This window comes from Telluria sp. LT2P80, assembly GCF_059685955.1.
The window spans coordinates 37,699-51,929 of sequence record NZ_JCASIO010000012.1; the positions used below are offsets into that span (position 1 = coordinate 37,699).

The 14,231-nt window shown below is 66.2% G+C and carries 15 protein-coding genes; 8 read left to right on the forward strand and 7 right to left on the reverse strand.

Annotated elements, in window-relative coordinates:
* Positions 1-9: 9 nt before the first annotated feature.
* The 7 genes from AC56LW_RS22210 (at position 10) to AC56LW_RS22240 (ending at position 6,241) form a co-directional block, all read left to right on the forward strand.
* On the forward strand, positions 10-348 hold the full coding sequence (locus AC56LW_RS22210; RefSeq protein WP_499637695.1) for an urease subunit beta: 339 nt from the start codon (positions 10-12) through the stop codon (positions 346-348).
* Entirely contained in the window at positions 348-2,048 is a 1,701-nt protein-coding gene (gene ureC, locus AC56LW_RS22215) for an urease subunit alpha (protein WP_499637805.1), read from the forward strand. The genes AC56LW_RS22210 and ureC overlap by 1 nt, the downstream gene beginning before the upstream one ends.
* 9 nt (positions 2,049-2,057) lie before the next feature.
* On the forward strand, positions 2,058-2,591 hold the full coding sequence (gene ureE / locus AC56LW_RS22220) for an urease accessory protein UreE (protein WP_332532966.1): 534 nt from the start codon (positions 2,058-2,060) through the stop codon (positions 2,589-2,591).
* On the forward strand, positions 2,588-3,253 hold the full coding sequence (locus AC56LW_RS22225; protein ID WP_499637698.1) for an urease accessory protein UreF: 666 nt from the start codon (positions 2,588-2,590) through the stop codon (positions 3,251-3,253). Before ureE ends, AC56LW_RS22225 begins: the two co-directional genes overlap by 4 nt.
* A 23-nt stretch (positions 3,254-3,276) precedes the next feature.
* Positions 3,277-3,900, forward strand: coding sequence for an urease accessory protein UreG (ureG, locus tag AC56LW_RS22230; RefSeq protein ID WP_332532964.1), 624 nt, complete (start codon positions 3,277-3,279; stop codon positions 3,898-3,900).
* 16 nt (positions 3,901-3,916) lie between these two features.
* The gene (locus AC56LW_RS22235; protein ID WP_499637701.1) at positions 3,917-4,495 is read left to right on the forward strand and encodes a HupE/UreJ family protein; all 579 of its coding nucleotides are present in this window, start codon (positions 3,917-3,919) and stop codon (positions 4,493-4,495) included.
* Positions 4,496-4,582: 87 nt separating this feature from the next.
* Entirely contained in the window at positions 4,583-6,241 is a 1,659-nt protein-coding gene (locus AC56LW_RS22240; RefSeq protein ID WP_499637704.1) for a SulP family inorganic anion transporter, read from the forward strand.
* A gap of 11 nt (positions 6,242-6,252) precedes the next feature.
* Here the strand turns inward: AC56LW_RS22240 and AC56LW_RS22245 are convergent, their stop codons facing one another.
* The gene (locus tag AC56LW_RS22245) at positions 6,253-6,885 is read right to left on the reverse strand and encodes a 1-acyl-sn-glycerol-3-phosphate acyltransferase (RefSeq protein ID WP_332532961.1); all 633 of its coding nucleotides are present in this window, start codon (positions 6,883-6,885) and stop codon (positions 6,253-6,255) included.
* Between the two features lie 191 nt (positions 6,886-7,076).
* On the opposite strand from AC56LW_RS22245, the gene arsC reads away from it, so the two are divergent.
* Positions 7,077-7,424: an arsenate reductase (glutaredoxin) gene (gene arsC / locus AC56LW_RS22250; RefSeq protein WP_332532960.1), complete on the forward strand. Its 348-nt coding sequence runs from the start codon at positions 7,077-7,079 to the stop codon at positions 7,422-7,424.
* Here the strand turns inward: arsC and AC56LW_RS22255 are convergent.
* From AC56LW_RS22255 to AC56LW_RS22280, 6 genes are all read right to left on the reverse strand, one after another.
* Entirely contained in the window at positions 7,408-7,860 is a 453-nt protein-coding gene (locus AC56LW_RS22255) for an acyl-CoA thioesterase (protein ID WP_499637707.1), read from the reverse strand. The two genes, arsC and AC56LW_RS22255, sit on opposite strands and share 17 nt — an antisense overlap.
* A gap of 94 nt (positions 7,861-7,954) precedes the next feature.
* The gene (locus AC56LW_RS22260; protein ID WP_499637709.1) at positions 7,955-8,740 is read right to left on the reverse strand and encodes a hypothetical protein; all 786 of its coding nucleotides are present in this window, start codon (positions 8,738-8,740) and stop codon (positions 7,955-7,957) included.
* 7 nt (positions 8,741-8,747) lie between these two features.
* Positions 8,748-11,402, reverse strand: a complete 2,655-nt coding sequence (pepN, locus tag AC56LW_RS22265) for an aminopeptidase N (RefSeq protein WP_499637712.1) — start codon at positions 11,400-11,402, stop codon at positions 8,748-8,750.
* A 244-nt stretch (positions 11,403-11,646) separates the two neighbouring features.
* On the reverse strand, positions 11,647-12,708 hold the full coding sequence (locus AC56LW_RS22270) for an alkene reductase (protein WP_499637715.1): 1,062 nt from the start codon (positions 12,706-12,708) through the stop codon (positions 11,647-11,649).
* Positions 12,709-12,717: 9 nt separating this feature from the next.
* Positions 12,718-13,014, reverse strand: a complete 297-nt coding sequence (locus tag AC56LW_RS22275; protein WP_332532955.1) for an ArsR/SmtB family transcription factor — start codon at positions 13,012-13,014, stop codon at positions 12,718-12,720.
* A 173-nt stretch (positions 13,015-13,187) separates the two neighbouring features.
* Positions 13,188-14,162: a succinylglutamate desuccinylase/aspartoacylase family protein gene (locus AC56LW_RS22280; protein WP_499637718.1), complete on the reverse strand. Its 975-nt coding sequence runs from the start codon at positions 14,160-14,162 to the stop codon at positions 13,188-13,190.
* Between the last annotated feature and the right edge of the window lie 69 nt (positions 14,163-14,231).

A 14,231-nucleotide genomic window follows, 5' to 3' on the forward strand; every position in this document is an offset into this window, starting at 1 on the left:
GAGCCCAGCGTGATCCCAGGCGAATACTTTCTTGACGACGGCGATATCGAACTCAACGTCGGTCGGCGCACGCTGACCGTGGTTGTGGCCAATGCGGGCGACCGGCCGGTGCAGGTCGGCTCGCATTATCACTTTTATGAAGTCAATTCCGCGCTGCAGTTCGAGCGCGACAGCACGCGCGGCATGCGGCTGAACATCGCGGCCGGTACCGCCGTGCGCTTCGAGCCAGGCCAGCGCCGCACGGTGGAACTGGTCGACCTGGCGGGCGAGCGGATCGTGCATGGTTTCCAGGGCCGCGTGTCGGGGCCGTTGCCTGCGGTCGTACCTTTCACACCAGGGGAGGCATGATGGTCACGCTCAGCCGCCAGGCCTACGCCGACATGTATGGCCCGACCACGGGCGACCGGATCCGCCTGGCCGACACCGACCTCGTGATCGAGATCGAACGCGACTTCGCGACCTACGGCGAAGAGGTCAAGTTCGGCGGCGGCAAAGTGATCCGCGACGGCATGGGCCAGTCGCAGCGTCTGCGCGAGGCCGTGATGGACACCGTCATCACCAACGCCGTCATCATCGACCACTGGGGCATCGTCAAAGCCGACATCGGGATCAAGGATGGCCTGATTGCCGCCATCGGCAAGGGCGGCAACCCGGATATCCAGCCGAATGTCACGATGGCCATCGGCGGGGCCACCGAGATCATCGCCGGCGAAGGCATGATCGTCACGGCCGGCGGCGTCGACACGCACATCCATTTCATCTGCCCGCAGCAGATCGATGAAGCGCTGTACTCGGGCATCACGACGATGCTGGGCGGCGGCACCGGGCCCGCCGTCGGCACGGCCGCCACGACCTGCACGCCGGGCGCCTGGCACATTCATTCGATGCTGCAGGCGGCCGATGCGTTCCCGATGAACCTGGGCTTTTTCGGCAAGGGCAACGTCAGCCAGCCCGGCCCGCTCGAAGAGCAGGTCCATGCCGGCGCCGTGGGCCTGAAGCTGCACGAAGACTGGGGCAGCACGCCCGCCGCGATCGACAATTGCCTGTCGGTGGCCGAACGGCTGGACGTGCAGGTGGCGCTGCACTCCGACACGCTCAACGAGGCAGGCTTTCTGGAGTCGACCGTGGCGGCGTTCAACGGCCGCACGATCCACACCTTCCACACCGAGGGTGCCGGCGGTGGCCATGCGCCGGACATCATCGCGGCCGTGGGCTACGACAACGTGCTGCCGTCGTCGACCAATCCCACGCGCCCGTTCACGGTCAATACGCTCGACGAGCACCTGGACATGCTGATGGTCTGCCACCACCTCGACCCGGCGATTGCCGAGGACGTGGCGTTTGCCGAATCGCGCATCCGGCGCGAGACGATCGCCGCCGAGGACATCCTGCACGACCTGGGCGCGATCTCGATGATGTCGTCGGACTCGCAGGCGATGGGGCGCGTGGGCGAGACGATCATGCGCACCTGGCAGACGGCGCACAAGATGAAGGTGCTGCGCGGCGCTTTGGACGGCGACTCGTCACGCAACGACAATGCCCGCGTCAAGCGCTACATCGCCAAGTACACGATCAATCCCGCCATCACGCACGGCATCGCGCACGTCGTCGGCTCGCTCGAGGTGGGCAAGATCGCCGACATCGTGCTGTGGCGGCCCGCCTTCTTTGGCGTCAAGCCGTCGATGGTCGTCAAGGGAGGGATGATCGCGGCGAGCCTGATGGGCGACCCGAATGCCTCGATCCCGACGCCGCAGCCGGTGCATTACCGGCCCATGTTCGGCGCGTTTGGCGGCGGCCTGCGCAAGTCGTTCACGTTTGTTTCACAAAGCGCGTTCGAGGCCGGCATCGCGCGCACGCTGGGACTGACCAAGACGACGATCGCCGTGCGCGGCACGCGCGGCCTGCGCAAGCGCGACATGATCCACAACGGCGCCACGCCGCACATGGAAGTGGATCCCGAAACCTATGAAGTGCGGGCCGACGGCCGCCTGCTGGTATGCGAAGCGGCGGGCGTGCTGCCGCTGGCGCAGCGTTACTTTCTGTTCTAGAGGCCATCCATGATTTCGCTGCATACCCGCATCCTTGTTGCCGACGTCGTGCACGACACGTTGGTGCTGCCGTTCGAACAACGGGAGCGCTGCCGCCAGCGCGCGCGCCTGGCCTCGGGCGAAGAGGTCGCGCTGTTTCTCGTGCGCGGCACGGTGCTGCGCGATGGCGACCTGCTGCTGGGCGAAGGCGGGCGTGTCGTACGCGTCGAGGCCGCGCTGGAGCCGACGTATGTCGTACGCTGCAGCGACGCGACGCTGCTGGCCCGCTGCGCCTTTCACCTGGGGAACCGTCACACGCAGACGCAGGTGGGGACGGGCTGGCTGCGCATCCGTGTCGATCCGGTGCTGCGCGAGATGGTCGCAGGGCTGGGTGCCGACGTCAGTGAAGAACTGGCCAGATTCGAGCCGGAGGCAGGCGCGTATGGCGGCGGCCACGGTCACCATCATGAGCAGGGGCCGGGCGGCTTGCTGGCGCCGGTGCCGCTGCGCCAGAAGATTCACCGGCCGTCGGACGTTGCGCCAATAGCACCGGATCCGACATGAACGCCGCCAGCCTGTTGCACCTGCTGCAGTTTGCCAGCCCGGCCTTGCCGATCGGCGGCTACAGCTATTCGCAGGGCCTCGAAGCGGCGCTCGAAGAAGGCCTGGTCACGGACGCCGACAGCGCTCGCGCGTGGATCGTGCGCTACCTCGATGACGTCGTGGCGCGTTGGGATGCGCCCGTGTTGTGGCGTCTTTTGAAAGCATTTGCCGCGCGCGATGACGAGACGATTGCGCACTGGGGCGGGTGCTTCCTGGCGTCGCGCGACACGGCCGAACTGCGCGCCGAATCGGTCCAGATGGGCTATTCGCTGAGTCGCCTGATCGCGGAGCTGGGCGTGGCCGACACGCGCGCGCTCGGCGAGGACGTCACGCTGCCGCTGGCGTTTGCCTGCGCGGTGGACGGACTCGATATTCCGCATGAAGAAGCGCTGCTGGCGATGGTGTTCGCGTGGGTCGAAAACCAGGTGCTGGTGTGCGTCAAGTCGGTGCCGCTGGGGCAGGTGGCCGGCCAGCGCCTGCTGCTGTCGCTGCGGCCCGAGATCGAGCGCGCCGTTGAACTGGCGCGGCGTTTGCCGGACGACGAATTATCGAACTGGGCACCTGGCCTGTCGATGCTGTCGATGCGCCACGAAGTGCAGCATGGCCGCTTGTACCGGTCGTGATCATTGTTGATGAAGGAGCAAGCATGACAACATCCAATCCGCTGCGGGTCGGAATCGGCGGGCCGGTTGGCTCGGGCAAGACCGCGCTGTGCGAGCTGCTGTGCCGCCACATGCGCGACGCGTACGACATGGCCGTGATCACCAACGATATCTACACGCGCGAAGACATGGACATCCTGCTGCGCGCCGGTGCGCTCGCGCCCGAGCGCCTGATGGGCGTGGAGACGGGCGGCTGCCCGCACACGGCGATCCGCGAAGACGCGTCGATCAACCTGGAAGCCATCGCGCGCCTGCAGGCCGATTTTCCGGACCTGGAGCTGGTGCTGGTCGAATCGGGTGGCGACAACCTGGCCGCGACCTTCAGCCCGGAGCTGTCCGACCTGACGCTGTACGTGATCGACGTCGCCGGCGGCGAAAAGATCCCGCGCAAGGGCGGGCCGGGCATCACGCGCTCGGACCTCCTGATCATCAACAAGACCGATCTGGCGCCGCACGTCGGGGCGGACCTGGCGGTGATGGCGAGCGATGCACGGCGCCAGCGCGGCGAACGGCCCTTCGTGTTTACCAATCTGCGCACGGGCGAAGGCGTGCAGGACGTGGTCGCGTTCATCCGCGAGCAGGGCCTGCTCGACGCAGTCCACCAATAACACCAGGGAGATGACCATGACGACAAGTTTGCGCGCGCTGCACCACACCATCCGCCACCACCGGGCCCGCGCCGGCGTGGCCGTGACCGCCCTGACACTGGCGTTGCCGGCGGCCGCGCATCCCGGACACGCGCCCGACAGTGGCTTCGTGGCCGGCCTGCTGCACCCGGTGACGGGCGTCGACCATCTGCTGGCGCTGCTCGCGGTTGGCCTCTGGAGCCGCCAGCAGCACCGCTACCTGCTCGCACCGACGTTCCTCGTGATGATGGCGCTGGGCGCGGCCAGCAGCGGCGGCGTCGCGTTGCCGGCACTCGAACTGTCGATCGCGGCGACCGTGCTGCTACTGGGCGGGTTGGCGGCATATGCCCCGCGACTGCAGCAGCCGCAGATGGCGGTGCTTACCGTCGGCGCCTGCGCCTTTGTGCACGGACTCGCGCACGGCAATGAGCTGACCGGCATGGCCAGCGGCGCCGGCTTCATCCTGGCCAGCGCCGGGCTGATGCTGCTGGGCGCGATCCCGGGCGAGCGCCTGCGCCGGCCACTGGCTGCGGCCATCGGCGCGGCGGGCATCTGGCTGGTGGCGCTGGCCCGTTGAAGTATGCGTCCTGAGGCTCGGCCTGGGCTGGTAATCATGCTACGCTAGCGTTCTTTTCACCTCCGGCCGTCCCGGCCAGGACTTTCCATGCTTGAGTGGTTGCGCCCGTACCGGCGCGCCGCGCTGCCGGGCGATATCAGCGCCGGCATCGTGGTGGCGATGATGATGATCCCGCAGGGCATGGCCTACGCACTGGTGGCGGGCCTGCCGCCGGCGGTCGGTATCTACGCCAGCATTGTCCCGCCCTTGCTGTATGCGCTGTTCGGCACCAGCACCACGCAATCGGTCGGGCCGATGGCGATCATTTCCCTGATGACGGCGTCCACGCTGGCGCCACTGGCCACGCCGGGCACGGCGCTGTATGGCGTGCTGGCCGCGCAACTGGCCCTGTTGTCCGGCCTGGTCCTGCTGCTGTGCGGGCTGCTGCGCATCGGCTTTCTCGCCAACTTCTTTTCGCGACCCGTGATGAGCGGCTTCACCATCGGCTCGGCGATCGTCATCGCGTGGGGGCAGTTGCGCACGCTGGTGGGCGGCCCCATCGAGATCGGCATGACGCCGCACTGGCCAAGCATCCTGCTGGGCGTCGGTTCGCTCGTGCTGCTGTTGGCCGCGCGCAGTCACCTGGCGCCGCTGCTGCGCCGGCTGCGCGTGCCGGCAGCGGCGGCCGACGTCGGGTCCAAGCTGGCGCCGATTGCCGTCGTGCTGGGTGCGATGGCGCTCGTGCAGCAGCTGGGTCTTGTGCAGATGGGGGTGGCGACGACGGGCGCCGTGCCGACCGGTTTGCCGGGGCTGAACCTGGCGACGTCGTCGCAGCACTGGCAAGCGCTGCTCCAACCGGCGCTCTTGATTGGCTTCATGGTGTTCCTGATCAGCATGTCGGGCGCGCAGGCGCTGGCGCTCAAGCGGGGCGGCGAAAAACTGGTCAGCAACCGCGAACTGGTGGGCCTGGGCGCGGCCAACGTCGGCAGCGCGCTGACCGGCGGCTTTCCCGTCACCGGCAGTCTGTCGCGTTCGGCCGTCAATTTCGCGGCCGGCGCCAACACGCAACTGGCCAGCATGATCACGGCCGGCCTGCTGGCGCTGGCGCTCGTGCTGCCCACCGGCTGGCTCGCGCTGCTGCCGCTGCCGACACTGGCCGCAACGATCATCGTGGCCGTGCTCGGGATGCTCGACCTGTCGACGCTGCGCACCGCCTGGCGCTACGACCGCGCCGATGCGCTGGCGCTGCTGGCTACCGCCGGCGGGGTGCTGCTGCTGGGTGTGGAAGCCGGCGTGCTGGTTGGCGTGGCGCTGTCGATGGTCGTGCTGATCTGGCGCGCCAGCCGGCCGCATATCGCGGTGCTGGGCCGCATCCATGGCACCGAACACTTCCGCAACGTGGAGCGCTATTCGGCCGAGACGACGCCGGGGCTGCTGATGCTGCGGGTCGATGCCGGCCTGTTCTTCGGCAATGTGGATGCGGTCAACGAGCGCATCGACGAAGAACTCGTCGCCCATCCGGGGACGCGCCATCTGGTGCTGGTGCTGTCGGCCGTGAATGCGATCGACACGTCGGCGCTGTTCGGGCTGGAAGAGCTGATCAGCTCGCTACGCCAGCGCGGCGTGCTGCTGCATCTGGCGGAAGTGAAGGGGCCGGTCATGGACCGGCTCAAGGAAAGCGACTTGTTGGGCAAACTCGATGGCCAGGTGTTCCTGAGCGCCGCCATTGCGTGGGACCAGCTGGCGGCCGCGCCGGCAGGGGACTGAGTCCGCGGCGTTCAGGCCCGCTTGCGCTGCGCGGATTGCTCGTCGCGTGGCGGCGCCAGCACGATCGGCGCCGCGTTTTCCGGGTACAGCGCCTGGCTGCCCACGTAGACGGCGCGGATGGCGTCCATGTCGCGCTCGACGTCGCCGGTCGGTGTCATCGTGTCGACGAGGCTCAGCTCTTTTTTGCCATAGTCAAAACGCACCAGCACCATCGGCACATTGGCCGTGACGGCCAGGTGGTAGAAGCCGCTTTTCCAGTTGGGACGATAGGCGCGCGTGCCTTCCGGCGTGATGCCGATCCAGAACGATGGCGCGGCGAGCATGGTGTCAGCCAGCTGGCGCGTTGCGCCCATCGGCGCGCGGCGGTCGACCGGCACGCCGCCCCAGTGGCGCATCAGGCGGCCCATCGGGCCCCGGAACAGCGTGTCCTTGGCCAGCCACTTGAACTGCGTGCCCATGGCCCACGTGGCCAGCAGGCCGATCGGGAAATCCCAGTTCGACGTATGCGGATAGATGACGCAAACACCGTGCGGCCCTGGCAACGGTTTGAAGAACACCTTCCAGCCGAAGCACTGCAGTACACGCAGCGCCGCGCGCTGGCGCAGGGTGGGCAGGGCTGCAGGGCGCAGCAAGTAGTCGGTCATCGGGTCTCCGGAGGGTGGCGTCAGTCATCTGCAACGGCTGCAGTTCTTACGCTCGATAAAATCAAGCGTGCGATTCTAGCCCGGCCCGGAAGGGGGAACAAGCAAAATAGTGGTGACGGGTATGCGCTGTGGTTATCATGTCGTTGTCCGATTCACCACACCATGAATAGAAAAACACCATTGCTATGACCATGGCTATCACGATTTATCACAATGCCCGCTGCGGCACGTCGCGCAACACGCTGGCCGCCATCCGCGACGCCGGTCATGAACCGCAGATCATCGACTACCTGGCCAACCCGCCAACACGTGACACGCTGACCCGCTTGATTGCCGATGCGGGCATCACGGTGCGGGAGGCCGTGCGCAGCAAGGAAGCGGTCTTCACCGAATTGGGACTGGACCAGCCGGGCACCAGCGACGCTGCGCTGCTGGACGCGATGGTCGCGCATCCGATCCTGATCGAGCGGCCATTTGTCGTGACACCCAAGGGTGTGCGACTGTGCCGGCCATTCACGCGCGTCAGCGAGATCCTGTAGGCGGGCCGCCCACGATCACCGGCATGTACGTGCCCAGGAATTCGGCGGGCATGCGGCGCGGCCGGCCGCTCGAGAGTTCGATGCAGACCAGGTCCCAGCGCCCGCGCAGCACCGTGGCACCATCGCTGTCGCGCACGAGCTGGAAGCGCCGTTCCATCGACAGCTTGCCGTCGCCGCCAACGAGCCAGGTGGCCAGGCGCAGCGCTTCGCCGACGAACGTCGGCAGCAGGTAATCGTATTCGCCGCGCCGGATCGCCATCGCCCGGTCGAGGCGCCGGTAGTCGTCGAGTGACAGGCCGAGGTTGTCGGAGTGCGCCCAGCCGGCCTGCTCGCACCAGCGCACGTACACGGCATTGTTGGTGTGGTTCAGGCCATCGATGTCGCCGGCCTGCGGCGTCACCGCCAGGATGAACGGTTGCGGATAATCCCAGTCCAATGTGTTGTCTCCGTAAGCGGCAGAGCGCCGCAAGCGGCCATTTTACGGCAGGGCAGCGCGACGGTGGACGGCGACTGTGCGGCCTGTCAGTGGCTCAGTCGGGTTTGAACACTACCCGCGTCGGGCATCGGACCGTGCCAGCGAAGCCGCCACCACCGGCCTTGTCGAACAGCGCTGCGCCGCCAGCCTGGGCGCCGAACGGGCTCGGCCTGATGTCGCCGCCGGTGCGACACCAGGTGCGCCCGCCCAGGCGGAAGCGGTACACGACAACCCCGTCCGGCGCCGTATAACTTTCCGATATCAGCGTGCGCGAGGTGTCCACGCGGGCATTGCCGACGGCCTCCGCGAAGCGCTGCCATTTGCTGTCGCCCGGATCGAGCGGCGCCAGTTTCCCCTTGCGCAGCTCGTGGTCGATCGCGCCTGCCGTGCGTTTGCCGCGGCTGGCCAGGCTGTCGTCGCCTGTGGCAGTGGTGTCTTGTGCTGCGCCGGGCGGGGTGGGGAAGGGATCTGCACCAGGTTCGCTCGTGGCCGCAGGCGGCGCAGTGTCCGCAGGCGCTGGCGTGAGCGGTTGTGGCGCCACTGTCGGCGCGGCAGGAACGGCGCGCGCAGGAATTGCCTGCGTTGCGCGCGGTCGTGGTGACGCTGCGGCAGCGGGTGCAGCGGGTGCAGCGGGTGCAGCGGGGGCAGTGGAAGGACGGGAAGGCGCAGGCGCCAGCACCGCTACCACGATGAATTCACGGGGCGCCGACACAACCGCCGGCAGCACCCGTACGCCGGTCGCCTGCAACCACCACCAGCCCAGCAGCAGGTGCAGACCCAGCGTGACCGCAAGCGGCCAGCCGGGCCTGCGGCGCGGCGTCAGGACTCCGGCAGCCAGCATGTGGCGATCAGCCTTTTGGTGCGTTCAGCTTTGCCTTGATCGCCACGCAGCGCTGATCGTCCTGCAGCGTGTCGAGCAGCGTGCGGCGCGTGAACGCCGACAGGTCAGTCATCGTGGCTGCCGCGCGGCTCAGGCGCGCCACGCTTTGCGGCGTGCAGGTCGCCGGGATCATCGTGCCGGCATACGCGCGCATGAAGACCGGGCCGCCCGTCTTGTCCACCTGCGGCAGGCGTGCCAGGCGCGCATCGGCATCGCGCTCATTGAGCGCGCCCTGTTCAGCCGGGAAGATGCTGCCCATCGCGGTGCGGATACGCGAGAACGGCAACGCCGTCTTCTGGTCTTCGATCTGCTTGACCCAGTCCGCCTTGACGGCGGCGTCAGGGCGCACGACCGTGGCTGCCACGGCCGCGATCTGGCCGGCGTCCGACTTGTCACGTGCGGACTCCTGCGCGATCAGGTCGAACGCGCCCGGGTGGTTGTACCGGTTCAGGCGCGCGATGATCGACCAGCGCTGTGGCTGACCCACCGGCACGCCCGCGGCGTCGACCTTGCCATCGAGGATGCCGGCCAGGCGCGCCAGCGCGTCCGGGCTGCTGGCAACGCTCACGTACTGGTTGAACCAGCGGCGCTGGAAGTCGGCGTTGCCCTTGTTGGCCAGCACGCCGTCCCACGCCATTTTTTCCAGTGCCAGCGTGGTCTGGCGCGTGTAGGCGTTATCCAGGTTCATCGCATTGAGGTAGGCCTTCGACTCGCTGACCTTGCCCAGCACGTCGCCCAGCAGCGTGTAATCCTTCTCGAGCGGCGCATTGTTCAGCGCCACGGTGAGGAAGTCATTCAGTGGCATTTCGGCGTCGCGCACGCCATCCCACAGGCTCTGCCACAGCATCGCGCGCAGCAGCGGATCGTCGACCTTGGCCAGGCTGGTGCGCGCGGTGGCGAACGAGCGCTTGTCCAGCTTGACCTTGGCGTAGCCCCAGTCCTGGTAGTTCGGGTAGACCAGATCCGGGCAGGCGGTGCCGTTCATGTCCGGCACCGCGGTCTTGGCGCCCGTGTAGGTGACGGGGACGTTCTTCACGAGCGTCAGCTTGCCGCCGTCGATCTTGAAGGCGCCGATCTGCACGCGCTGTTCGCGCAGCGTCGGCAGCTCTTTCGATGGCGCGGTCTGCGTCAGCGTGAAGTTGCGGATCTTGCCGCCGCTGCAGCTGTAGTTCGCGGCGATGGTGTTCACGCCGGCGTTGTACAGCCATTGTTTGGTCCAGCCGGACAGGTCGCGGCCTGCTGCTTCGCCCAGGCTGCTGATGAAATCGTCGAGCGTCGCGTTCTTCCACGAGTACTTGACCAGGTAGTTGTGCACGCCCTTGCGGAACACGTCTTCGCCCAGCAGGTGGCGCAGCTGCTTGAGCGTCGAGCCGCCTTTCGAATAGGTGATCGCATCGATATTGTCGAAGGCGTTGCTCGACGACGGCACCGGCACTTCGATCGGATGCGTGCTGGCGGTCTGGTCCTGGATATAGGCGCGCTGCTTGCCGCTCTGGTAGAACTTCTGCCACGAATCCTTGAACTCGGTCGATTCGACCGTCGCCAGCACGCCCATGAAGGATGCGAAGCTTTCGTTCAGCCACAGGCCGTTCCACCACTTCATGGTCACCAGATTGCCGAACCACTGGTGCGCCATCTCGTGCATGATCACTTCGGTCAGCGACTGCTTCTGCTCGGCCGTCATATTGGCCACGCCATAGCGCGCTTCGGCGAACGTGATCGCGCCGGCGTTTTCCATCGCGCCGTACAGGAAGTCCGGCACGATCAGCTGGTCGTATTTCTCGAACGGATACGGGACGCCGAAGTATTCTTCGAAGAAGCCGAGGCCGGCCTTGGTCTGGCGGAACCAGTCTGCCGGTACCACCAGCTTGGCCAGCGACTGGCGCGCGAACAGGCGCATCGGGTACTTGCCGCTGTTGTCTTCCCAGACCTGGTACGGGCCGGCGTGCAGCGAGAAGTTGTACGGGCTGAGTCGCTTGGTGGTCTTGAAGGTCCAGTGGCGGTTCGCGCCACGCTCATCGATCTTCGTCTCGCGCGTGGTCGTGACCACGTGCCAGTCGCGCGGCGCGGTAACCGACACCGTGTAGCTGGCCTTCAGGTCGGGCTGGTCGAACACGGCGAACATCTGCTGGGCGGCGACCGGCTCGAAGTGCGAATAGGTGTAGACGCGGCCATCGGCCGGATCGACCATGCGGTGCAGGCCTTCACCATTGGTGCTGTGCAGGCGCTCGTAATCGATGACGACCGTGTTGCGGCCCTTGGCCAGGCTGGCCGCGTCGAGCGTGACGAACCACTTGTTGTAGCGCGTGGCGACGGGCTTGCCGTTGACGCTGACCGATTTGACGGTGGCGTCCTTCAGGTCGAGCGTGACCGGCGCGTCGGCATCCTTCAGGTCGAACGTGACGGTCGTGGTGCCGGCAAAGGTTTCCTTGCCGGTCAGCGTGAAGTCCAGCACATAGTCCACGTTCGATACACGCGCGGAGCGGGCAAAGGCGTCGACCTGCGACAGGAATGGCGTCTCGGCGCGCGCGCCCTGAGCCGCCGGCGCAGCGTGGACGGCGCCGCTGAAGGCGATGGCGGAAGCGATGGCAAGCGCCATGGCGCGGTGTGCTGGAACGTTCACTGAAAATCCTCTCTCGGTAGGCGCATCGACACGTGCGCGCAGTAACAATCTAACAATCGCGCAAGAATATCACTAACGTTCGTGGCTGGACACCCATCACGATGATCCTTTTTCACGCATGCATATGGCATACATATGCTCCATTCAAGCGTCAATACGAAAAAAAACAGGACCCGCAGGTCCTGTTCGAAGAAGCGCCGCCCCTCGCCGGCGATAGCGGGCGAGGGCGCGGAGAAAGGGATGCTTACACCGTGGCCGGCAGCGCCGGATAATCGGTGTAGCCGGTCGCGCCCGGATAGTAGAACGTGTCCGGGTTCGGCTTGTTGAGCGGTGCGTTCAGCTGCAGGCGTTCCACCAGGTCCGGGTTGGCGATGTACAGCTGGCCCCACGAGACGGCATCGGCCGTGCCGCTGGCGACCAGTTCCTCGGCCTTTTCCTTGCTCAGCTGCTGGTTCGCGATCCAGACGCCGCCGAATTCTTTCTTGATCATCGGGCCCAGTTCATCCGGGCTTTGGCCTTCGCGGGTGAAGATGAACGCGATCTTGCGGCGACCCAGTTCACGCGCGACGTAGCCGAAGGTTTCGGCCGGCGTCGAGTCGCCCATATCGTGCGAGTCGCGTGCCGGCGCCAGGTGCATGCCGACGCGGTCGGCGCCCCAGACGTCGATGCAGGCATCGGTTACTTCCAGCAGCAGGCGCGCGCGGTGTTCGATCGAACCGCCGTACGCGTCGGTGCGCTGGTTGGTCGAGTCTTGCAGAAACTGGTCGAGCAGGTAGCCATTGGCGCCGTGGATTTCCACGCCGTCGAAGCCGGCCAGCTTGGCATTCTCGGCGCCCTTGCGGTAGGCCGATACGATGCCCGGAATTTCTTCGATGTCCAGCGCGCGCGGGGTGACATATTCACGCTTCGGGCGCAGCAGGCTCACGTGGCCGTCCGGCTTGATCGCCGATGGCGCCACCGGCAGTTGGCCGTCCAGGAACGACGGGTCGGAGATGCGGCCGACGTGCCACAGCTGCAGGAAGATGCGGCCGCCGGCAGCGTGCACGGCGTCGGTCACGAGCTTCCAGCCTTCGACCTGCTCATCGGACCAGATGCCTGGCGTGTCGGCGTAACCGACACCCATCGGGGTGACCGACGTGGCTTCGGACAGGATCAGGCCCGCCGAAGCGCGCTGCACATAGTATTCGGCCATCAGGGCATTGGGGACACGGCCGGCATCGGCGCGCGAGCGGGTCAGCGGCGCCATGACAATGCGGTTTGGCCATTCGAGGGCGCCGACCTTGATCGGATCAAACATGGTAGTCATCTGGTTTTCCTAAATTGCGTCGTTCAATTGGGCGAGGAAGGCCGCAATGGCTTCCTCGTTGCGATGATAAAAAACCCACTGGCCGACCCGGCGCGTGCCCACCAGGCCCGTGCGCTGCAGCGTGGCCAAGTGCGCCGACACGGTCGATTGCGACAGGCCGGTGCGCTGGTCGATCAGCTTGCAGCACACACCCATCTCGAGCGGGTGTTCCTGCTCGCTGAAGTGCAACTGCGGATCTTTCAGCCAGTGCAGGATCTGGCGCCGCACCGGGTTGGCCAGGGCCTTGTGGATCGCGTCGATATCCATCGGGTGGTTCCTTTATATCGGGATCTTTCGATCCGAATATCGTCATCTTACGATATTCAAAAAAAGTCTGCTGGCGGGGGTCCGATTTTTGCTGCCGGGTGCTGCCTACGCCATCTGGACCGGCGCGCTGCGACTGTTGCCGAACGCGCTGATCATCAGCGGCATCGTGAAGCTCAGCCCTGTTCGCGTCCGAACAGCGGGTTCGGGCGGGTGAGGTAATACCACTCGGTGTTGGCGGCAGCGCTGGCGGCCGGGAACAGGATACGGCCGCCGAATTCGGCGGTGACGGGCGTGCCGTCGGCGCGGGTGCCGATCAGTTCACCTTCTTCAACCGGATCGAAGCTTTTCCAGGGACGCACGAACGCGTCATCCGCGTGCAGCTTGTCGTGCACGACCACCATCGACAGCGCTTCCATGGCATCGAAATCCACGGGCACCGGGTCGGGCGCCGCAATCAAACCCAGGTGCGCCAGCGTATTCATGATCGCGCGGTATGCCACATCGGGCGCGGCCGGATCGTCGTGCTGGCCGGCTTCGAGCGTCAGCGCGTAGCCACCCGTGCTGCGCATGTATTCGGTGGTGCCCACGCCATAACGCAACACCGTTTCCAGTTCGTCGGCACTGCGGCTGCGGCGCTGCACGCCGTCGCCATAGGTCGCCAGCCAGCCATCGACAAAGCGACGCACGCCCAGGCGGCGCGCCCACGCGCGTTCTTTTTCGGCGTGGCGGAACGGCTGCAGCGTGCCGTCATTGTCGAGCGGACCAACCATCACGAACGGCTCGCCCGTGGCGGCAAACGAATGGATATCGAGCAGCACGTCGTGCTGGCCGAGCAGGGGGCACAGCCAGTTCGCGATCTGGTCTTCGAAATCCTGTGGATTGGCTTTCGGGAACAGGTCGCGGTTCAGGTTGCGGTCGCCATTGCGCGTGACCTGCTGGTACGCCAGCGGATTGACGATTGGCACGAATGTCACTCTGCCGGCAGCAATGTGCAGCGCGCCGCTGTCGATCTCGTCCATCACGCGCCGGATGGCTTTGGTGCCGCATACCTCGTTGCCGTGGGTCGCGCCCATGATGATGACGCGCGGGCCTGGCTGCAGGCCGGTGTAGTTGATCGATTTGAACTGGAACTGGCGGGGCGAAGTCATGGGCGGTGTGAGTGAAGAGAAAATGGGTGGCGGTATTTTATCGGTAAATGCCAGCATTGACGCATGCTG

Excerpts from the sequence above, each read along its gene's own strand:
- ureC (WP_499637805.1), top strand. The coding sequence starts at position 348 with ATGGTCACGCTCAGCCGCCAGGCCTACGCCGACATGTATGGCCCGACC.
- ureE (WP_332532966.1), top strand. The coding sequence starts at position 2,058 with ATGATTTCGCTGCATACCCGCATCCTTGTTGCCGACGTCGTGCACGAC.
- AC56LW_RS22225 (WP_499637698.1), top strand. The coding sequence starts at position 2,588 with ATGAACGCCGCCAGCCTGTTGCACCTGCTGCAGTTTGCCAGCCCGGCC.
- ureG (WP_332532964.1), top strand. The coding sequence starts at position 3,277 with ATGACAACATCCAATCCGCTGCGGGTCGGAATCGGCGGGCCGGTTGGC.
- AC56LW_RS22235 (WP_499637701.1), top strand. The coding sequence starts at position 3,917 with ATGACGACAAGTTTGCGCGCGCTGCACCACACCATCCGCCACCACCGG.
- AC56LW_RS22240 (WP_499637704.1), top strand. The coding sequence starts at position 4,583 with ATGCTTGAGTGGTTGCGCCCGTACCGGCGCGCCGCGCTGCCGGGCGAT.
- AC56LW_RS22245 (WP_332532961.1), bottom strand. The coding sequence starts at position 6,885 with ATGACCGACTACTTGCTGCGCCCTGCAGCCCTGCCCACCCTGCGCCAG.
- arsC (WP_332532960.1), top strand. The coding sequence starts at position 7,077 with ATGGCTATCACGATTTATCACAATGCCCGCTGCGGCACGTCGCGCAAC.
- AC56LW_RS22260 (WP_499637709.1), bottom strand. The coding sequence starts at position 8,740 with ATGCTGGCTGCCGGAGTCCTGACGCCGCGCCGCAGGCCCGGCTGGCCG.
- AC56LW_RS22270 (WP_499637715.1), bottom strand. The coding sequence starts at position 12,708 with ATGACTACCATGTTTGATCCGATCAAGGTCGGCGCCCTCGAATGGCCA.
- AC56LW_RS22275 (WP_332532955.1), bottom strand. The coding sequence starts at position 13,014 with ATGGATATCGACGCGATCCACAAGGCCCTGGCCAACCCGGTGCGGCGC.
- AC56LW_RS22280 (WP_499637718.1), bottom strand. The coding sequence starts at position 14,162 with ATGACTTCGCCCCGCCAGTTCCAGTTCAAATCGATCAACTACACCGGC.